Source organism: Vibrio sp. R12-SG2-ISO1 (assembly GCF_059834045.1).
This window is the reverse complement of the sequence record NZ_JCBDGO010000008.1, coordinates 519,730-538,374: the sequence shown is the minus strand read 5'-3', so window position 1 is coordinate 538,374 and position 18,645 is coordinate 519,730. Positions and strand designations below refer to the sequence as shown.

The following is an 18,645-nucleotide window of genomic DNA, read 5'->3' as shown; positions in this document are numbered from 1 at the left end:
ACCATGGTAAGTGACAAACTGTTGGTGAGTGTTGGCTCGGGCTTTTTATTGCATGATGTTCGTGTGATAATCAGGGAAATATGTTGCGCAAGTTTAAGGGATGAACATGAAAAAAATCGAAGCCATCATCAAGCCATTTAAATTAGATGACGTACGTGAAGCGTTGGCAGAAGTCGGCATCACAGGTATGACGGTCTCTGAAGTGAAAGGCTTTGGTCGTCAGAAAGGTCACACAGAGCTCTACCGCGGCGCGGAGTACATGGTCGACTTTCTGCCAAAAGTGAAGCTTGAGATTGTGGTCAACGAAGAGGTGGCTGAGCAGTGTGTCGACACCATCATCGAAACCGCACAAACCGGTAAAATTGGCGACGGTAAAATCTTTATCACTGATGTGGAGCGCGTGGTACGCATCCGTACGGGTGAAGAAGACGAAGAAGCGATTTAACGCTGAATCCGAATGAGAACAAAAGAGCCCAATGGCTCTTTTGTTTTATCTAAGACCGCTTTCCCTACCACGCGTTTTACTCTATGTTTTTTCTAGCTATGCCTTTTCTCACTCTCTATTTTCCAACTATCCCTTTTCCAAATAGGGTCGCGAAATGAAACAGCGCCTTACCATTACACTGATCACCGTAAGTGCGCTCACGCTAATGGGGCTCACGCTCTTTCATACCATTTTTATCTTGCCTGCCGACCGTCTGGTCTACTCGCTCTCCAATCAAGAGAGTCAGGTCTCTCTGCATTGCTACCAGAACCCACAGGCGCCTGCGCTGGATAAAGAGGGGCAACTGAATATCTTGGTGTGGAATATCTACAAGCAAAATCGTCCCTCTTGGCAATCAGCGCTGCGCGAGCTCAGTGACAACAAGCAGTTGGTGCTGCTGCAAGAGGCGAGCATGGGGGAGGCGTTCAAGCAATACATTGAACAAGCGCGTTGGTTTGGCACCCAAGTGGATGCGTTTAAAGTGTTTGATACCAGTGCCGGAGTGCTCAATTTGACACTCGGTGCCCCGCGTCTGGCTTGCGCTTACACTGAATTGGAACCTTGGCTGCGTTTACCCAAATCGGCGCTCTATGCTCGTTATCCGTTGAGTGATGGCCGTGAGCTTGCCGTGGTCAACATTCATGCGGTTAATTTCACTTATGGCACTCAAGAGTACCTGCGCCAAATTGACACCTTGGTGACGGAGCTCAGAAAGCATCAGGGGCCAATGCTGGTGGCGGGGGATTTTAACAGTTGGAGTGAAGAGCGCATGACGGTGATGCGTCAAGCGTTGTCGGGCTTAGCGCTCAACGCGGTCACTTTTACGCCTGATAACCGCACTCAGTTTCTGACGGGCCTGCAGCTGGATCATATCTTCTATCGTGGATTGACGCTGAAAACAGCAGAGGCACCACACAGTGACGCCTCCGATCATAATCCAATGTTAGCCAGTTTTGAGCTTAAAAAATAACAATATAGAGAGCCCAAATCAGGTAGTAAGCGACCCAAGGGAGAGCGGCGATGGCTAACGCTTGGCCACGCTCAAACTCTGTCCAAGTGCCGACCGCCGCATATCCCAGCGCGATGTACCAAGGCAGCAGCAAAGGAAATGAGCTGGCAAATTGCGACCATGAGTGAGTCAGCGGCAATTTGAGTAAGCCATTCAAACTATTGAGATCGGCAGCGTAGACCATCACTTGACCGTGTTTTAACAGCACACTGATGTAGCTCGCCAAATCGCCAATGATCGCTGGGAAGGTGATCACCGCGCTCGCAGCAAACCAACGCCAAAATCCATGTTGATGCTGACTCGGCTTAGTAGCCAAATTAAACCAAAACGCCAACATCACAATCGTCAGTGTGCGTCCGGCGACATCACTGATGATCTCACTGGCCATTAAGGTATTGGCATCCAGTAGGGCGAGCTGCTCAGGATTGGTGATGGCCAATTGCGCTTCTAGTGTCTCTTGTAGCCAGGCAACATTGACCATGTCAAAGTAGGCGCCCCAGAACAAAAATGGCGACAGAATTAGAAACAAGTAGGGTTGCCATCCCCACATGCCGCGCTGGTACAAGGCGAGAAAGCAAGCGCTGGGCGAACGGAAAATATCCACCAGCATGATCAAAGGGTTACTTGACGGGTTCATACGCTCACCTTAGTGACATCGACATACAACTTGAGTTTTTGACCGGGCTTGAGGTATTTCTGATTGCTCAGGTCATTCCATTTGACGATGTCGCGGCTTTTCACTTTGAACTTGCTCGCGATACCACTGAGGGTATCTCCGGAGCGGACATCATAAAAGACAGTGCGAATGATCGCGCCTTCTTTATTCTCTTTCCAAATCACCAGTGATTGGCCAACGCGCAAGGTGTCTCTTGGGCTCATGCCATTCCACTTTGCCAAGGATTGGTGCGATACGTTGTTGGTAGAGGCAATGCTCCAGAGGCTCTCCCCTGACTTCACCGTATGCGTCAGTTTATAGGTGCCACGCGCTTGAGACTGGGTTTGTGCCAATCGGTTGGATGCGCTCAAGGTGTACGCTTTGTCGTCACGGGTCGAGGTCGGAATCATCAGGTACTGACCCGCGCGAATCGTGTTGCCTTTGAGGTTATTGGCGGTGCGAATCACCTTAGTGGTTGTGTTGTGTTTGTTGGCAATCACACTCAGGCTATCGCCCGATTTCACCTTGTAACGCACCACTTTTAGACCTTGACCACGGTTGGCTTCAACGGCTTGGCGAAATGGTGCGACCGAATTGACGGGCAGCAATAACTGATGTGGGCCATCGGGTGCGGTGGCCCACTGATTGTAAGCAGGGTTTAAGCTTTGCAGCTCTTTTACCGTTAGGCCAGCGTAGTTGGCTGCAATCGCCAGATCTAACTGCTCTTTAGGATCAACCAGCTCAACCACAGGTTGGTTGGCGATGGCAGGAATATCGATACCGTATTTTTCTTGGTTGGCCACCACATCCGCTAGGGCGAGCAGTTTAGGAACATAACCACTGGTCTCTTTAGGGAGGTCAAGCGAGAAAAAATCGGTCGGTTTACCAAGCTTCTTGTTTTTACGAATCGCACTAGAAACACGACCGCCGCCGCTGTTGTAGGCCGCGATGGCATGTTGCCAATCGCCATTGAAGCGGCGGTTTAACTGAGTGAGGTAGTCAAGTGCGGCATCGGTCGCGGCATCGACATCTCGACGTCCGTCATACCAGTAGTTCTGTTTTAAGCCAAAGGATTTACCGGTCGCAGGTACAAACTGCCACAAGCCAGCGGCGCTACCGTGCGAGTAGGCAAAGGCATCAAATGAGCTCTCTACGACAGGAAGCAGGGCCAATTCTAGCGGAAGGCCACGCTGCTCGATTTTCTCCGTGATTAGGTAGAGAAATGGCTGTGCGCGCTCGGAGACGGTTTTGAGATGGTTAGGGTGTTTGAGATACCAAGTGCGGTAGTAATCCACGCTTTTGTGCTCCGGGATTGGCATCTCGAGTTGCATCGCAATTCGCTGCCACACATCTTCTTGAGACTCTGGGGTCACAACGGGCGCGGGTTTGGTGGCTTTTGTCTTGGTCGCGGGCTTCGCAGCTACTGATGTGTGCTGCAAAGCCGTGTTAGGAGTATTGGTGTCAGGGCTTTCGCCTTCACCGGTATGGTCAGACTGAGTCAGTTGACACCCTGTCAGCAGGAGAGCCAAAGCCCAGCTATGTTTCAATCGCATTATCCAGCCCTTTTAATCTTTGGCTGCTGATAATACTTTCGTCACTTAGGCAGTGACAAGCACCAAAGTGCTAAAATTCGTTCTTCCACTCACGTAATGCGCTAAATATCGCGAGTGCGTCTGTCTCTTGGGTCCGATTGGCGACCGAGCGCATGACACTGGGTTCACCGGTACGCAAGAAAGGGTTGATGCGTTTTTCTCTCCCAAGCGTGGTAGGGAGGGTGGGTTGATTTTGGGCACGCAGCCGATTGACTTCATCACGATATTGCTGAAGTTGGACGTTATCGGGCTCGACCGCCAATGCAAACGCGACATTGCTCGCGGTATATTCATGAGCGCAATAGACCTCGGTCTCATCAGGCAGAGCCGCCAGTTTGCACAATGAGGTATGCATCTGTTCCATTGTGCCTTCAAACACGCGCCCACAGCCGGCAGAAAACAGCACATCGCCGCAGAACAGTTTGCCATCACCGACGTAGCCGATATGACCTAATGTATGTCCTTCAAGGCCGATGACACGGAACACTTCACCAAACAGCTCAATTTGATCGCCAGTAGAGACAGAGTGGGATAAGGTTGGAATCGGCTCGCTTGCAGGCCCCACCACATTGATGGTCGGGAATTGGCGCACTAGCTCGGCGACGCCGCCAATGTGATCATTGTGATGGTGGGTAATTAAAATCGCTTCCAAACTCAATTCGTGCTGTTTGAGATACGCCAGGACTGGAGCCGCATCACCGGGGTCAACAACCGCACAACGCTTATCTCGATTTTCGATAAGCCAGATGTAATTGTCGTTAAATGCAGGTATGCTTTTGATCTCTAACATGGAAGTCTCTCCAGTGACACTGTCGTCATCGACTCTTGAGTGAAGCAGGTTAAGTATGAAGCCAGCCCGCAGTAAGAAGAAGCTAGAACAACCCCATTCGTGGACGCAATTAAAAAACGGCCAGTGGGTGAGTGAGTCTATCCAAACTCGCGTCGATGAATGGTGTCCGAAGCTGTTTGGTTATCACCTGCTCAAGCTAGGTGGCTTGAGCTGTGAGTTAACCAGTTTTAGTTGCAATATTCAACATCAAGTCCAGCTCGACATAAAAAATCCTTTGCATAACGTCATCGCTGACGGTTATCAACTGCCGTTTCTAGAAAAGAGCTTTGATGCCATCGTGATGGCGCACCAACTCGATTATTGTAACGATCCGCACCGCTTATTACGTGAGGTTGACCGAGTGATGATGGATGATGGCTATCTGATTTTGACCGGTTTTAACCCACTGAGTTTGACCGGCTTGGCAAGCCTGATGCCATGGCGCAAGCACAACTTGCCATGGAGTGGCCGGATGTTTACCCCCAATCGCATTAAAGATTGGCTGGGCGTACTCAATTATGAAGTGATTGAGTGCGATCGCTACGCTCTGTTTCCGATGCAAAGCTATCGAACGTTTTGGACTTGGATGGAAAATAGCCTAGGGGAGTGGGCGCGGCCGATGGGTAGCCTCTATTTTATCGTGGCAAGAAAGCGGACTTACCCGCTCAAGCCGATAAAACCTCGCTGGAAGCTTAAACGAAAATTGACGCCACTGGGCGTCAATTACAAAATTTCCCTCAACCCTAAGCAATAGCTGCGGTATTGAAGAATAAGGCACCGTTAGCTCGGCTGATAGCCTGTATCTTCTTCGGTTGGGTTTTCTGCGGCGGTCCTGGCTAGCTCATCGCACATCTCGTTTTCTCTGTGCCCGGCATGGCCTTTCACCCAGTGCCACTCGACGTTGTGACGTGCGGTTTCGGCATCTAACGCTTGCCATAAATCGGCATTTTTTACCGGTTTTTTGTCGGCGGTTTTCCAGCCACGCTTCTTCCAGTTGTGAATCCATTGCGTGATGCCTTGGCGAACGTACTGGCTATCGGTGGTGAGGATGACATGACAAGGCTCTTTGAGCGCCTTGAGAGCGACGATGGTAGCCATCATTTCCATGCGATTATTGGTGGTGAGGGTATAGCCTTTGGCTAAGGTTTTTTCCGTCTGTTTGTAACGCAGGACAACGCCATAACCACCGGGTCCAGGGTTGCCAAGGCAAGAACCGTCTGTGAAAATTTCCACCTGTTTCGTCATGTTTTGGTACTATTGGTTTAATCACTTAGAGACATAGTCTGACATAGATATTGTTATGAATACCAGCAGCAATTCGCAATACGGCCGCATCGTTGTACTCGATACCGAAACCACAGGTATGAACCGAGAAGGCGGCGCGCCGCATATTGGTCACCGCATTATTGAAATCGGTGCCGTTGAGATCATTAATCGTAAGCTGACAGGACGACACTTTCACGTCTACATTAAGCCCGATCGCGAGATTCAACCAGACGCGATAGAAGTACACGGTATTACAGATGAGTTTTTGGTTGATAAGCCCGAGTATCACGCTATCCACCAAGAGTTTCTTGAGTTCATCAAAGGGGCCGAATTGGTGGCGCACAACGCGCCCTTCGATACCGGCTTTATGGACAATGAGTTTGCCTTATTAGACCCAAATATTGGTAAAACAGAAGACTACTGCAAAGTCACCGATACGCTGGCGATGGCGAAGAAAATCTTCCCTGGTAAGCGCAACAACTTGGACATCTTGTGTGAGCGATACGGCATAGATAACTCACACCGTACCTTGCACGGCGCTTTGCTCGATGCGGAGATTCTCGCCGACGTTTACCTGTTGATGACCGGTGGGCAGACCTCTTTGCAATTTAATCCCGGCAGCGCCAGTGACGGTGATGTGGGAGGTGAGTCAATAAAACGCGTCGCCAGTGGTCGAAAAGCGCTAAAGGTAATTAAAGCAACGGCCGATGAACTAGAAGCACACAATAAAAGATTAGATATCGTCGAGAAGAGCGCAAGCAGCCTCTGGCGTCAGTAGGAGAAGGGATGTTGAGGAGTTGGATTGCCCTAGTGGGCATGGTATTCAGTTGTCTAGGATTTGCAGCGCAAGAGTCCTCAATGTCTCTGCTCGATAACCGTTTTCGAGTCGACCCCACCATCAAGCAAATCACCTTTGTTATCTACCGCGCGCAAAACTCCCAACCTGTGGTGTTAGTGCGCCCTGATGGTAAGAAATATTACGCCTGGCGCAGCCCAGATAATGTGCGTTGGTATCAAGAGTCGGCGATGGACATCATTTCGATTGATAACCCAATGCCCGGCCCTTGGCAGGCGATCGGTAAAGTCACGCCTAAAAACAAAATTACTCTGATTTCTCATCTTGAACTGGCCACTGACGTACTGCCCAACCGCCTCTATCAAGGGGAAGAGCTGAAGTTCACCGCTCGCTTGACGGCGGATAAAAAACCATTAGTTTTGCGTGATTTTTTGGACCGTGTCCAACTGAAAGTGACCTTCACCAAGTATGTTGAGAATGAAGATCAGTTAGTCAAAGAGGCGCGTCCGGTGCCAGAAGAGATCGGTGTGTTTGCTGATGATGGTCAAGGGCTCGACGAAGTGGCGGGCGATGGCGTGTTTACGGTGTCGCTACCCATTACCAGCGCGCCGGGTAAGTATCGCGTGCGCATTACCTCCGGCAATGGTGTGTTCCTGCGTGCTCAAGAGCAAGAGGTATTGGTTTATCCCACCCCATTGGAAACGACCTTCATTCAATCACGAGTCTCTGGTGAGCCTCATCGCGTCGTGTTCTCCGGTGAGATGGGGATGATCATGCCAGGCAGTCTTGCTGGGTTTGTCGACCATACTGATCCGAAGGGCAATGTGGTTAGCGTGCAAGGGGCTTCGGAGCCGGAAAGCAGTACCTTTGAGCTTGAAGTGCCGTATGACGGTACGCTGGGCAATTACCAATGGTCCTCCAAGACTTTCGCCACCGAGTTGGGCTCGCAACGTCCTCTGATTTTTGCCAAGAATCAACACACCTACAGTGTGGTCGAAGACATCGATATTGCTGAGACTCGTCGTCTGCAAGAAGAGGAACGTCTCAAGCAGCAGAAAATCATGGAAGAGATGCAGTTGGCTGAGTTTAGAAAAGCCCAGCGAACCAAGAGTATGATCATTATCGGTGTCGGCAACCTAATTGCGATTTTGTTGGGGCTGGTGGTTTGGTTTGTTATGCGTAAGCTCAAAGCCAAGAAAGAAGCGATGCCGGAAATGCAGCTTGAGATGCCGAAGAAGTAATCCGTAAGAGCTGTTGCGGCAGCGCTATGCAGGCAAGCATTGATAGAGGGTGTTTAAGAGTGATGCTCTCAATCAATCTAACATCAACCTTAGTGACGATAACTCGTCGGCTTAGCGAAGGTTTCTATTTACCAGTAAGCATAGTCAGCAGCAAGGATAGTTAGCAGTAAGGATAGCGAGATAAAGCAAAGGGCAGCGAGGCTGCCCTTTGTCGTTTTTATACGCTTAGTATGCGCGCGTTAGGCGACTTCGACGATTTTGGGCTTACTCTTTCGAACCGGTTTGGTCGCCAGTTCTTTGGGCTCGAAATCATCGACGTTGATCACATAGAGGCGGTGCTCTTCGGCACTGCGTAGCAGTTCAGCCTCTTTTGTGTCGATGATGCCTTTCTCTAGGCCAATATCGGCGATGAGATCTAGGCGCAAGAAAGGCTTACGCTCATTGAGCGCTTTACATACTTTCTTAAACACAGGCTCTGCTTCTAAAATCACCGTCAAGGCTTGCTCAATTTTACCCGCAGGATTGAACTCACTCGCTTCGAAGTATTGATGACGACCTAAGCGAGCACGTGTGGCGCTTGGCGTTTGCAGAATTTGCGCGACTTTGCTGTCGAGTTTGTCATTCGGCGCTCGGCGAACGCGGCCAAAAGGCAGGATCAGAGCGCGCAGGATTTTACCCAACCAAGGATTTGGGAAGTTAGCGAGAAACTCATCAATCGCCAGCTCGGTTTGCTTCAAGCTGTCTTGCAATCCCCAGTGAACCAATGGCAAGTCATCACTAATGCGGCCATCATTCTCAAAGCGTTTCAGCGTGGCTGAACTTAAGTACAATTGACTCAAAATGTCGCCCAAGCGAGCCGACAAGCGCTCTTTACGTTTCAACGAACCACCCAGTACTGCCATCGAAATATCGGCCAAGAAGGCAATGTTAGCACTGTAGCGGTTGAGCTGCTGGTAGTAACGTTTCGTGCTGTCTTGAACCGGTGCACTGGAGAAACGGCCATCGGTAACACCCAGCCAGACACTGCGCACAAGGTTGCTCAGGGTAAAGCTGACGTGACCGGCAAGCGCGCTATCAAACTTATCAAGCGCATCGGAGGCGTCAGAGTAAGCCGCATTCATCTCTTCCAGCACAAACGGATGGCAACGAATCGCCCCTTGGCCAAAGATGATCATGGAGCGGGTGAGGATGTTGGCCCCTTCTACCGTGATGGCAATCGGAGAGCCTTGGTAGCCGCGCGCGAGGAAATTCTTCGGTCCAAGACAAATGCCCTTACCACCGACAATGTCCATCGCATCGATGATGCTTTGCTGACCGCGGTGGGTGCAGTGATACTTCACGATCGCTGAGATGACCGAGGGCTTTTCACCCAAATCAATCCCCGCGACAGTCAGGTTGCTGGCCGCGTCCATCACATACGCGTTGCCACCTAGACGTGCTAATGGCTCTTCGACGCCTTCCATCTGGCCAATCGGTTGTTTAAATTGACGGCGAATACGTGCGTACGCACCAGTTGCCAAAGCCGCCGTCTTAATGCCACCGGTTGAGTTCGACGGTAAGGTGATCCCGCGACCCACAGACAAACATTCGACCAGCATGCGCCAACCTTGACCGGCCATTGATGGGCCACCAATGATGAAATCTAAAGGTACAAACAGATCATTGGCTCGTGTCGGGCCGTTTTGGAAAGGCACGTTGAGCGGGAAGTGGCGATTGCCTATTTCCACCCCTTTTAGGTGTGTGGGAATCAGCGCGCAGGTGATGCCAAGTTCTTCCGTCTCGCCGAGTAAGCCGTCTGGATCGCGCAATTTAAAGGCGAGGCCGAGAACGGTGGCGACTGGGGCGAGCGTGATGTAGCGCTTGTTCCAAGTTAGGCGCATGCCGAGGACTTCTTTGCCCTCCCATTCGCCTTTACAGACAATACCGAAGTCTGGAATGGAGCCGGCGTCTGAGCCTGCTTCTGGGCTGGTCAGTGCAAAACAAGGGATCTCTTTACCTTCGGCTAAGCGTGGCAAATAGTAGTTTTTCTGTTCGTCGGTGCCGTAGTGTTGTAGCAGTTCGCCCGGGCCCAATGAGTTAGGCACGCCAACGGTAGAAGAGAGCACGCCTGAGACGCCAGTGAGCTTTTGCAATACCAGCGACTGAGCGTAGGCAGAGAACTCAAGCCCGCCGTACTGCTTCTTGATGATCATTGCGAAGAACTTGTTGTCTTTTAGGTACTGCCAAACTTGCGGTGGCAGATCGGCCAACTCGTGAGTGACCTGATAGTCGTTCACCATCGCACACACTTCATTGACGGGGCCATCGAGGAAAGCTTGCTCCTCGGCACTTAACGTTGGCGCTTTAATGTCGTGCAGCTTGTTCCAGTCTGGTTTGCCTTTGAAAAGCTCAGCTTCCCACCAAACCGTACCAGCATCCAACGCTTCTTTTTCGGTTTGAGACATGGCGGGCAGCACTTTCTTAAAGAGAGAAAGGGCTTTTTTACTGATCAGAGACTGACGAATCGATGGAACGGCCAAAACCGCAGTGGCGGCGATGTACAGTATCCAACTCAACGATCCTGCGCTGCCCCAGATGGAGAGCACGACCATCGTCAGTGTTAACGCAAACAGTGAAAGGATTAAGGAGCTGCGGTGGTACAAGCAGGTCGCCAGTACCACCGTAAAGCCTAATATTGAGAGCAAGATGTCCATGTGTATTTCCTTCTTCGACGCCCCAAAATGTAGGGTTAAGGGTTATACGTCGTTTATCTTATAAGAGGTCTAACCAGTTAGAGTGTAAACAACTCATTAATGAAATGTAAAACCCAATCGTGCTTAAAAAGTGATCTAAGTAGAGTGAAAATTCTAAAATTGTCGGTCCGTGCTGAATTTGTGGGCGAAGTAGGGGGAGGAATTGGCATTAGTTGACGCGCAGCTATCGACACTCTGGATGGTTCGAGTAAACTCGTAAACAATGGTATTTAGCTTTGTGGCTAAATTTCCCCATCGAAGATAACAATTAGAGAATTCCCTATGTACCACGATCTGATCAAAAGTGAATTAACTGAAGCGGCGAACGTCTTGAATGCCTTTTTAAGTGATGAGCACAACATTGCTCAAATTGAAGCCGCAGCGAAACTCATTGCCGATTCATTCAAGCAAGGGGGCAAAGTGCTCTCGTGCGGTAACGGCGGCTCACACTGCGATGCGATGCATTTCGCCGAAGAGCTCACTGGACGCTATCGTGAAAATCGTCCGGGTTACCCTGGGATTGCCATTTCAGATCCAAGTCACCTCTCTTGTGTTAGCAACGATTTTGGCTATGACTTTGTTTTCTCTCGTTATGTTGAAGCGGTCGGTTCGGCTGGGGATGTTCTGTTTGGCCTCTCTACCTCGGGCAACTCAGGGAACATTCTTAAGGCGATAGAAGCGGCAAAAGCGAAAGGCATGAAAACCATCGCTCTGACGGGTAAAGACGGTGGCAAAATGGCGGGGGTAGCGGATATCGAGATTCGTGTTCCTCATTTTGGCTATGCGGATCGCATTCAAGAGATCCACATCAAAATCATCCACATTGTGATCCAATTGATTGAAAAGGAGATGGCGTAATTACGCCATCACGTTGACAGGGAGTGGTTTGAAGCATGTGTGAATTGCTCGGTATGAGTGCCAACGTTCCGACCGATATTTGTTTCAGTTTCACTGGCTTAATGCAGCGTGGGGGAAAAACTGGCCCGCACAGTGATGGCTGGGGGATCACCTTCTATGAGGGGAAAGGTTTTCGTAATTTCAAAGACCCTAACCCTAGCTGTCAGTCGAAAATTGCCGAGTTAGTGCAAAACTATCCGATTAAGAGCCGCGCGGTCATCAGCCATATCCGCCAAGCCAACCGTGGTGGTGTGAATCTGGAAAATACCCATCCGTTTACCCGCGAGCTGTGGGGGCGTTACTGGACTTTTGCCCACAATGGCCAGTTGACGGACTACCAACAGATGGACACAGGTCGGCATCGTCCAGTGGGGCAAACTGACAGTGAGATGGCGTTTTGTTGGCTGCTCAAGCAGATGGAAGATCGTTACCCACAACCACCGCACGATATGGTGGGAGTATTTCGTTTTGTGGCCATGTGTTGTGACATGCTCAAAGAGAAAGGGGTCTTCAATATGTTGCTCTCTGACGGAGAGTATGTGATGACGTATTGCACCAATCATCTGTATTGGATCACTCGTCGCGCGCCTTTTGGGCAAGCGACATTGATTGATGAAGATGTCACCATCAACTTTCAAGAAGAGACGACGCCCAACGATATTGTCTCAGTGATTGCTACTCAACCGCTGACGGACAATGAAACCTGGCATCGGATGAAGCCGGGTGAGTTTGGTATCTTTCACTTTGGCGAGCTGATTGATGGCAATGCGGATGCGCTGGTAGATGTGGCTTATGCCGAGAAGAAGGTCGCCAGTCAAGCGCCGACAGAGCCTTTGGAGTAGCGTCGCCATTGAGCAAACGTCCAAAATAGAAAAGGTTGACGCTTTCACGTCAACCCTTTTTGTTTGTATCGCTTAAGCGGTATTAGCTAAGTTGTGCCTTGAGGTGCTCAATCACGTCAGCGATAGCGACTGGCGTCTTCTCTCCCGAGCGGCGGTTCTTGTACTCGAAGTTGCCTTCTTTCATTGAACGGTCACCAATCACGATAGTGTGAGGAATACCGATCAGTTCCATATCAGAGAACATAACGCCTGGGCGCTCTTTACGGTCATCGAATAGGACTTCGATACCCATAGCCGTCAGTTCAGCGTACAGCTTCTCAGCTGCTTCTTTCACTTCTTCAGACTTGTGCATGTTCATTGGTACGATCGCTACTTGGAAAGGCGCTAGAGCGTCTGGCCAGATGATGCCGTATTTGTCGTGGTTTTGTTCAATCGCTGAAGCCACAACACGTGACACACCGATACCGTAACAACCCATCTCCAGGATGACGTTCTTACCGTCAGGGCCCAGCACGCCACAGTTCATCGCTTGTGAGTAAACATTGCCAAGCTGGAAGATGTGACCCACTTCGATACCACGCTTAAGCATTAGGGTACCTTTTCCACATGGGCTTGGATCGCCTTCGACAACATTACGCAGATCTTCAACTTGGCCAAGCTCAACGTCACGACCCCAGTTGATACCGAAGTAGTGCTTGCCATCAACGTTCGCACCTGCACCGAAGTCGCTCATTACAGCAACAGTGCGGTCAACGATGAATGGCAACTCAAGACCAACAGGGCCGAGTGAGCCAGGACCTGCGCCGATCAGTGCGCGAATCTCTTCTTCGCTTGCCATCTCTAGAGGAGCAGCAACTTGAGGCAAGTTTTCTGCTTTCACTTCGTTTAGTTCGTGGTCGCCACGGATGATTAGCGCGATGATGTCTGCGTCTACTTCGTCAGAGGCTTTTACGAACAGCGTTTTGACTGTCTTCTCGATAGGTAGACCGTGTTGCTCTACAAGCTCTGCGATGGTTTTCGCGTTTGGCGTATCCACCAGCGTCATCTCTTGAGTTGGCTCAGCGCGCTCACCAGCAGGTGCGGCCGCTTCGGCTTTTTCGATGTTCGCTGCGTAATCAGACTCAGTCGAGAAGGCGATGAGGTCTTCACCACTTTCCGCAAGTACGTGGAACTCTTGAGAACCACTACCACCGATAGCGCCAGAGTCAGCCAGTACTGGGCGGTACTCAAGTCCCATGCGATCGAAGGCTTTACAGTAAGCATCGTGCATTGCTTGGTAAGATTTCTCTAGACCTTCTTTGTCGATGTCAAAGCTGTATGCATCCATCATGCAGAATTCACGTGCACGCATTACGCCAAAACGTGGACGACGCTCATCGCGGAATTTGGTTTGGATTTGGTACAGGTTGAGCGGTAGCTGTTTATAAGAGCTCACTTCGTTGCGCACTAGGCTAGTGATCACTTCTTCTGCAGTTGGGCTTAGAACAAACGGACGCGTATGACGGTCAGTAAAGCGAAGGAGCTCAGGACCCATCTTCTCGCTGCGGCCTGTCTCTTCCCATAGTTCAAACGGCTGAACAACGGGCATCAAGGTTTCGACGGCGCCTGCATTGTCGATCTCTTGACGAACGATGTTTTCGACTTTACGCAGCACACGCAGACCAGTAGGCAGCCAGGTGTATAGACCTGAAGCCAGCTTACGGATCATACCCGCGCGGAGCATGAGCTGGTGGCTCACGACCTCTGCGTCGTTTGGAGTCTCCTTAAGAGTAGAAAGAAGATAGTTACTGGTACGCATTCAATTTATCCGTTTAGTAAAGTTAGATACTCAAGCCAATAGGCTGAAGTATGAAGATCCCACAAAGGGAAAATGGTTAGCCGCTTATAATATCAGCCAAAGAGTGTTGTCAAAAGCTTTCAATCGCAGTAACTGTTATTAAGTTATCGTGAACGGTGAACTTGACGTTCAGATCGAACAAATTTACCGCATATTCCTTGTCGTCGGGCTTATTCTTTTTGTAGGCCGGACGAGGGTCTTGCGCCAGTACTTGTTCGATAACGGTTTTGACATACTCAGCATCGTGGCGCTTGTCGAGCGTGGCTAGCGCAATCGAGGAGAAGTGGACTTGAGAGGTTTCGGGCTCTGCTTCTGCGTAGCCTCCTTTGGCCTCAGCCACTGAATCTGAGTAGGGGATATAGGGCTTGATGTCGATAATCGGGGTGCCGTCGACCAAGTCGACGTTGCCCAGATCCAGATAGATCTGATCGCCTTGCTTGCTCACCCCTTTGACTTCGACCGCCGACATGCCGATACCGTTAGGTCTGAATGTCGAGCGCGAGGCAAACACACCAATGCGCTCATTGCCGCCCAAGCGAGGCGGACGCACAGTGGGCTTCCATCCCGCTTGCAGATTCTGATCAAACAAAAACAGCAACCACACGTGAGAAAACTGCTCTAATCCACGCACGGCTTCAGGGCTATTGGCCGCCCCTTGCAGCTTGACGCGTGATCGCGCAGCAGGGACCAAGCGAGGTTGACGAGGAACGGCGAATTTCTCTTTGTAAGGGCTTTCGATAAGGCCAATCGGTTCTATGGAATACATGGCTAAGGTCTTCAGTACGGATTGATACGGCAAAGTATCACAAATTTTGCTTGCTTTTCTTATTGATAATGATTATTAATTGATATGTTATAATATAACAATCAATGGAGAATTAAGAGATGAAAGTCGTGAAATCATTAAAGAGTGCAAAAAGCCGTCATCCTGATTGCCAAATCGTTAAACGAAGAGGGCGCTTATACGTGATCTGCAAAACCAATCCTCGCTTTAAGGCGGTGCAAAAGTAACAAATGATTGATGGTGTTTATTTTATCTGTGGTTTTTTATGTTGATATTTATCGTTTAATTAGTGATATTTTTCATTGTAAGCTAAGTTTTTTGGTTAATTATTCTTCTATTTGATACGTTTTGTAACATTTAGGATTTCTAATTGACCTTCTTGTCGAGTACTCTGCCCAAGCTTTTGTGACAGCCCTGTCACAAAAGCGTAGGAAAAACGACAAGGAGGGAACAGATGAGTTCATCTGCTTCAATGAAACAAAGCTCGCCGAAAAAGCCTATTTTTACCCGCTTTCTTGACTCGGTAGAGTATTTGGGGAACCTATTACCCCACCCAATCACACTATTTGCTATTTTCTGTCTCGCGATTCTCGTGCTATCTGGCGTTGCCGGGTACTTCGAAGTGTCAGTCATCGATCCTCGTCCTGAAGGGGCAAGCGGTCGTGCCGCAGATGGAATGATTCATGTGGTCAGCTTACTGAACGCTGAAGGCCTTCAACTGATCGTGACCAACCTGGTGAAGAACTTCGTTGGCTTTGCGCCGCTCGGGACGGTATTGGTCGCCATGTTAGGTGTTGCGATCGCTGAACACTCGGGTCTACTTTCTGCCGCGATGCGCGGTATGGTGATGGGCGCGTCTAAGCGCATGGTTACTGTGACCGTGGTTTTTGCTGGTATCATTTCTAACACCGCGTCTGAGCTAGGCTATGTGGTTCTGATCCCACTGGCAGCGATGCTATTCCACTCTTTGGGTCGTCACCCCTTGGCGGGCTTGGCGGCGGCGTTTGCCGGTGTATCCGGTGGCTACTCGGCGAACTTGCTTATTGGTACGGTGGATCCACTGCTGTCTGGTATTACCGAGACCGCCGCTCAGATGATCGACCCAACTTACACCGTCGGTCCTGAGGTGAACTGGTACTTTATGTTCGTCTCCACCTTCTTTATCGCCATTACCGGTGCCTTCGTGACTGAGAAAATCGTTGAGCCAAAACTGGGTAAATACAATGACGAAGAAGCGGCGGAAGATCTGTCTCAAGACAAAATGGGTAGCCTGACGGCTATCGAAAAGAAAGGCTTGAAGTTGGCAGGTATTGCGATCCTAGTGGTATCGGCGCTGCTGGCTTGGACTATCGTTCCAGAAGATGGCGTATTGCGCTCAAGTACAGGTACTGTCGCGGGTTCTCCGTTCCTTAAGAGCATCGTGGCGTTTATCTTTGTCTTCTTCGCGATTCCTGGCTTTGTTTACGGCCGCGTAGTGGGCACGATGAACAATGACCGTGACGTGATTGATGCGATGTCTAAATCCATGTCATCAATGGGCATGTACATTGTCTTAGTCTTCTTTGCTGCGCAGTTTGTTGCATTTTTCAAATGGACGAACTTTGGTCAAGTGTTTGCCGTAGCCGGTGCCGGTTTCTTGCAAAATATTGGTCTTACTGGCCCAATGCTGTTCTTCGCCTTTATCTTGATGTGCGGCTTCATCAACTTGATGATCGGTTCAGCGTCAGCGCAGTGGGCGGTCACCGCACCGATTTTCGTGCCTATGTTGATGCTGGTTGGCTACGCACCAGAAACGATTCAAGCGGCTTACCGTATTGGTGACTCAACGACCAACATCATCACACCTATGATGAGTTACTTTGGTCTGATCCTCGCTGTGGCAACGCGCTACATGAAGAATCTCGGTATCGGTACTCTCATCGCGACGATGCTGCCGTACTCAATCTGCTTTATCGTTGGTTGGAGTATACTCTTCTACGTATGGGTCTTCATCCTTGGTCTACCTGTTGGTCCGGGCGCGGCGACCTACTACACGCCGTAGTCGATAGACTCACACTTTTCCTTAGCCGAAGCGTTTGCTTCGGCTTTTTTTTGCCTGCTCTTTACGTTTTTTGCTCTTTACGTTTTTTTACTTAGAAGTCTCTGGATTGATGGCTAGGGTGACCAGATAATAGACAGCATACTTTTAATAAGAGAGCGTCATCATGAGCAATCCACATTCTAAACCCACCCTCTTTTTTCACTGGTTAACGGGCCTTGGTTTTATTGGCGTGTTAGGCCTTGGCTTGTATCTTGAGCAAATGGAGCGAAGCCCAGCCAAAGGCGAGTTAATGGGGATTCACAAATCCCTTGGCGTGATTATTTTGCTGATCGCTGTGTTGCGCGTGGCGTGGCGACTCAAAGAAGGGCCGATTGAAAGCTCGGCGGTGTTGACCCGAGTACAAGAGATTCTAGCCAAGTCGATTCATGGCATTTTGATGCTGGCGACACTACTGATGCCTATCTCAGGCATCGCCATGAGCGTCGGCGGCGGGCGAGCACTGGAGGTATTTGGCGTCGAGATCCTTGCTGCAGGGGAAAAAATAGAGTGGCTGCAATCTCTAGGGGGTGCAGTGCATGGGTTTGCCCCTAAGATCATCATTGCTGCCTTGGTGCTCCACATTGCGGCGGCGCTTAAGCATCAATGGGTCGATAAGGATGGCACTTTGAGTCGTATGTTGGGGCGTAAATAATCCACAATGACAGACTGCAGAGAATGCTCCTAGAACAGAGAATTCCAAGATAGAAAAAGGGTCGACATGAACGTCGACCCTTTTTGGTATTTATTGGGGTATTGTGCGTTTAGGTCAGATTACCAACCTTTAACGACACCACCTTGGAAGATGTCTGAAGCAGCGTTGTACACTTCGTCAGTTTGGTAAGCTTTTACGAAGTTTTGTACATTCTCTGCTGAGACGTTGTTTTCACGCGCAACGATAAGGTTCACGTATGGTGACTCTTTATCTTCAACAAACACACCGTCTTTCTCTGGCGTCAGGTTGATAGAGCTTGCGTAAGTGGTGTTGATGACAGACAGCGCAACATCATCAAGAGAGCGTGGAAGCTGGGCTGCGTCTAGCTCAAGAATTGAGATGTTTTTTGGATTTTCAACGATGTCACGTACCGTTGCCAGTAGACCAACGCCTTCACGCAGTGTGATCAGACCTTGCTGCTCAAGTAGAATCAATGAGCGACCTAGGTTAGTTGGATCGTTAGGAACGGCGATACGTGCACCCTCTTCGATCTCTTCCACAGAGGTCACTTGCTTAGAGTAACCCGCGATTGGGTAAACGAAAGTGTTACCTGCGATAGCCAGCTTGTAACTACGGTCAGCAATTTGCTGATCTAGGTATGGTTTGTGCTGGAACGCGTTGATGTCGATTGAACCGTCATCCAAGGCTGCATTAGGAGTAACGTAATCCGTGAATGTCACCAATTCTACATCCAGACCGAACTGCTCTTTCGCCACTTTTGCTGCTACTTCAGCAACTTGTGCTTCTGCACCCGCCATCACGCCGACTTTGATTTTGCTGTTGTCCGCTTCTTTTTCGCCACAACCAGACAGAACCAATGCAGATGCCGCAGCGGCAATCGCCAAAAGACCTTTAAGATTAAATTTCATGACCTTCTCCTTGTGAAAAT

At 49.9% G+C, this 18,645-nt stretch carries 18 protein-coding genes; 10 read left to right on the top strand and 8 right to left on the bottom strand.

The genetic code is table 11. From position 1 onward, the window contains the following. Positions 1–106: 106 nt before the first annotated feature. Both glnB and AC6R10_RS07865 read left to right on the top strand, forming a co-directional pair. Positions 107–445: a nitrogen regulatory protein P-II gene (glnB, locus tag AC6R10_RS07870; RefSeq protein WP_334554486.1), complete on the top strand. Its 339-nt coding sequence runs from the start codon at positions 107–109 to the stop codon at positions 443–445. A gap of 154 nt (positions 446–599) precedes the next feature. Next, entirely contained in the window at positions 600–1,454 is an 855-nt protein-coding gene (locus tag AC6R10_RS07865) for an endonuclease/exonuclease/phosphatase family protein (protein ID WP_500671924.1), read from the top strand. On the opposite strand, the gene AC6R10_RS07860 is transcribed toward AC6R10_RS07865, so the two are convergent. From AC6R10_RS07860 to gloB, 3 genes are all read right to left on the bottom strand, one after another. Beyond that, positions 1,444–2,130: a YIP1 family protein gene (locus AC6R10_RS07860; protein WP_487901269.1), complete on the bottom strand. Its 687-nt coding sequence runs from the start codon at positions 2,128–2,130 to the stop codon at positions 1,444–1,446. The genes AC6R10_RS07865 and AC6R10_RS07860 overlap by 11 nt on opposite strands. Beyond that, entirely contained in the window at positions 2,127–3,701 is a 1,575-nt protein-coding gene (locus AC6R10_RS07855) for a LysM peptidoglycan-binding domain-containing protein (RefSeq protein ID WP_500671923.1), read from the bottom strand. The genes AC6R10_RS07860 and AC6R10_RS07855 overlap by 4 nt, the downstream gene beginning before the upstream one ends. Positions 3,702–3,771: 70 nt before the next feature. Next, positions 3,772–4,530, bottom strand: coding sequence for a hydroxyacylglutathione hydrolase (gloB, locus tag AC6R10_RS07850; RefSeq protein ID WP_500631721.1), 759 nt, complete (start codon positions 4,528–4,530; stop codon positions 3,772–3,774). 55 nt (positions 4,531–4,585) lie between these two features. On the opposite strand from gloB, the gene AC6R10_RS07845 reads away from it, so the two are divergent. Next, the gene (locus AC6R10_RS07845) at positions 4,586–5,323 is read left to right on the top strand and encodes a class I SAM-dependent methyltransferase (protein ID WP_500671922.1); all 738 of its coding nucleotides are present in this window, start codon (positions 4,586–4,588) and stop codon (positions 5,321–5,323) included. 26 nt (positions 5,324–5,349) lie between these two features. Here the strand turns inward: AC6R10_RS07845 and rnhA are convergent, their stop codons facing one another. Then, complete coding sequence (rnhA, locus tag AC6R10_RS07840; protein WP_500671921.1) at positions 5,350–5,814, bottom strand: ribonuclease HI; 465 nt, start codon at positions 5,812–5,814, stop codon at positions 5,350–5,352. A gap of 55 nt (positions 5,815–5,869) precedes the next feature. Here rnhA and dnaQ point away from each other — a divergent pair, with 55 nt between their 5' ends. Together dnaQ and AC6R10_RS07830 are read left to right on the top strand one after the other, a co-directional pair. Further along, positions 5,870–6,613, top strand: a complete 744-nt coding sequence (gene dnaQ / locus AC6R10_RS07835; protein WP_500626562.1) for a DNA polymerase III subunit epsilon — start codon at positions 5,870–5,872, stop codon at positions 6,611–6,613. Between the two features lie 8 nt (positions 6,614–6,621). Next, positions 6,622–7,872, top strand: coding sequence for a TIGR03503 family protein (locus tag AC6R10_RS07830; RefSeq protein ID WP_500671920.1), 1,251 nt, complete (start codon positions 6,622–6,624; stop codon positions 7,870–7,872). A gap of 239 nt (positions 7,873–8,111) precedes the next feature. Here the strand turns inward: AC6R10_RS07830 and fadE are convergent, their stop codons facing one another. Then, positions 8,112–10,565, bottom strand: a complete 2,454-nt coding sequence (gene fadE, locus AC6R10_RS07825) for an acyl-CoA dehydrogenase FadE (RefSeq protein ID WP_500671919.1) — start codon at positions 10,563–10,565, stop codon at positions 8,112–8,114. Positions 10,566–10,886: 321 nt separating this feature from the next. Between fadE and lpcA the strand changes: the two genes are divergently transcribed. Next, on the top strand, positions 10,887–11,462 hold the full coding sequence (lpcA, locus tag AC6R10_RS07820) for a D-sedoheptulose 7-phosphate isomerase (RefSeq protein ID WP_334554503.1): 576 nt from the start codon (positions 10,887–10,889) through the stop codon (positions 11,460–11,462). 35 nt (positions 11,463–11,497) lie between these two features. Beyond that, the gene (locus AC6R10_RS07815; protein WP_500626565.1) at positions 11,498–12,343 is read left to right on the top strand and encodes a class II glutamine amidotransferase; all 846 of its coding nucleotides are present in this window, start codon (positions 11,498–11,500) and stop codon (positions 12,341–12,343) included. Between the two features lie 82 nt (positions 12,344–12,425). Here AC6R10_RS07815 and AC6R10_RS07810 read toward each other — a convergent pair whose 3' ends face one another. Together AC6R10_RS07810 and tsaA are read right to left on the bottom strand one after the other, a co-directional pair. After that, positions 12,426–14,141 carry a proline--tRNA ligase gene (locus tag AC6R10_RS07810; RefSeq protein ID WP_500631717.1) on the bottom strand — a complete coding sequence of 572 codons (1,716 nt, stop codon included), beginning with the start codon at positions 14,139–14,141 and terminating at the stop codon, positions 12,426–12,428. A gap of 109 nt (positions 14,142–14,250) precedes the next feature. Then, positions 14,251–14,946, bottom strand: a complete 696-nt coding sequence (gene tsaA, locus AC6R10_RS07805; protein WP_500671918.1) for a tRNA (N6-threonylcarbamoyladenosine(37)-N6)-methyltransferase TrmO — start codon at positions 14,944–14,946, stop codon at positions 14,251–14,253. A 119-nt stretch (positions 14,947–15,065) separates the two neighbouring features. On the opposite strand from tsaA, the gene ykgO reads away from it, so the two are divergent. From ykgO to AC6R10_RS07790, 3 genes are all read left to right on the top strand, one after another. After that, positions 15,066–15,191 carry a type B 50S ribosomal protein L36 gene (ykgO, locus tag AC6R10_RS07800; protein WP_005380299.1) on the top strand — a complete coding sequence of 42 codons (126 nt, stop codon included), beginning with the start codon at positions 15,066–15,068 and terminating at the stop codon, positions 15,189–15,191. A gap of 227 nt (positions 15,192–15,418) precedes the next feature. After that, positions 15,419–17,005 (top strand): AbgT family transporter, encoded by a 1,587-nt coding sequence (locus AC6R10_RS07795; RefSeq protein WP_500631715.1) that lies wholly within the window; start codon positions 15,419–15,421, stop codon positions 17,003–17,005. A 163-nt stretch (positions 17,006–17,168) separates the two neighbouring features. Next, positions 17,169–17,696, top strand: a complete 528-nt coding sequence (locus AC6R10_RS07790; protein ID WP_487901257.1) for a cytochrome b — start codon at positions 17,169–17,171, stop codon at positions 17,694–17,696. A gap of 119 nt (positions 17,697–17,815) precedes the next feature. Here the strand turns inward: AC6R10_RS07790 and AC6R10_RS07785 are convergent, their stop codons facing one another. Continuing rightward, entirely contained in the window at positions 17,816–18,625 is an 810-nt protein-coding gene (locus AC6R10_RS07785; protein ID WP_487901256.1) for a MetQ/NlpA family lipoprotein, read from the bottom strand. Positions 18,626–18,645 lie beyond the last annotated feature (20 nt).

What these genes read in the sequence shown, in the direction of transcription:
- glnB (WP_334554486.1), top strand. Translation starts at nt 107, where the DNA reads ATGAAAAAAATCGAAGCCATCATCAAGCCATTTAAATTAGATGACGTA.
- AC6R10_RS07865 (WP_500671924.1), top strand. Translation starts at nt 600, where the DNA reads ATGAAACAGCGCCTTACCATTACACTGATCACCGTAAGTGCGCTCACG.
- AC6R10_RS07860 (WP_487901269.1), bottom strand. Translation starts at nt 2,130, where the DNA reads ATGAACCCGTCAAGTAACCCTTTGATCATGCTGGTGGATATTTTCCGT.
- AC6R10_RS07855 (WP_500671923.1), bottom strand. Translation starts at nt 3,701, where the DNA reads ATGCGATTGAAACATAGCTGGGCTTTGGCTCTCCTGCTGACAGGGTGT.
- gloB (WP_500631721.1), bottom strand. Translation starts at nt 4,530, where the DNA reads ATGTTAGAGATCAAAAGCATACCTGCATTTAACGACAATTACATCTGG.
- AC6R10_RS07845 (WP_500671922.1), top strand. Translation starts at nt 4,586, where the DNA reads ATGAAGCCAGCCCGCAGTAAGAAGAAGCTAGAACAACCCCATTCGTGG.
- rnhA (WP_500671921.1), bottom strand. Translation starts at nt 5,814, where the DNA reads ATGACGAAACAGGTGGAAATTTTCACAGACGGTTCTTGCCTTGGCAAC.
- dnaQ (WP_500626562.1), top strand. Translation starts at nt 5,870, where the DNA reads ATGAATACCAGCAGCAATTCGCAATACGGCCGCATCGTTGTACTCGAT.
- AC6R10_RS07830 (WP_500671920.1), top strand. Translation starts at nt 6,622, where the DNA reads ATGTTGAGGAGTTGGATTGCCCTAGTGGGCATGGTATTCAGTTGTCTA.
- fadE (WP_500671919.1), bottom strand. Translation starts at nt 10,565, where the DNA reads ATGGACATCTTGCTCTCAATATTAGGCTTTACGGTGGTACTGGCGACC.
- lpcA (WP_334554503.1), top strand. Translation starts at nt 10,887, where the DNA reads ATGTACCACGATCTGATCAAAAGTGAATTAACTGAAGCGGCGAACGTC.
- AC6R10_RS07815 (WP_500626565.1), top strand. Translation starts at nt 11,498, where the DNA reads ATGTGTGAATTGCTCGGTATGAGTGCCAACGTTCCGACCGATATTTGT.
- AC6R10_RS07810 (WP_500631717.1), bottom strand. Translation starts at nt 14,141, where the DNA reads ATGCGTACCAGTAACTATCTTCTTTCTACTCTTAAGGAGACTCCAAAC.
- tsaA (WP_500671918.1), bottom strand. Translation starts at nt 14,946, where the DNA reads ATGTATTCCATAGAACCGATTGGCCTTATCGAAAGCCCTTACAAAGAG.
- ykgO (WP_005380299.1), top strand. Translation starts at nt 15,066, where the DNA reads ATGAAAGTCGTGAAATCATTAAAGAGTGCAAAAAGCCGTCATCCTGAT.
- AC6R10_RS07795 (WP_500631715.1), top strand. Translation starts at nt 15,419, where the DNA reads ATGAGTTCATCTGCTTCAATGAAACAAAGCTCGCCGAAAAAGCCTATT.
- AC6R10_RS07790 (WP_487901257.1), top strand. Translation starts at nt 17,169, where the DNA reads ATGAGCAATCCACATTCTAAACCCACCCTCTTTTTTCACTGGTTAACG.
- AC6R10_RS07785 (WP_487901256.1), bottom strand. Translation starts at nt 18,625, where the DNA reads ATGAAATTTAATCTTAAAGGTCTTTTGGCGATTGCCGCTGCGGCATCT.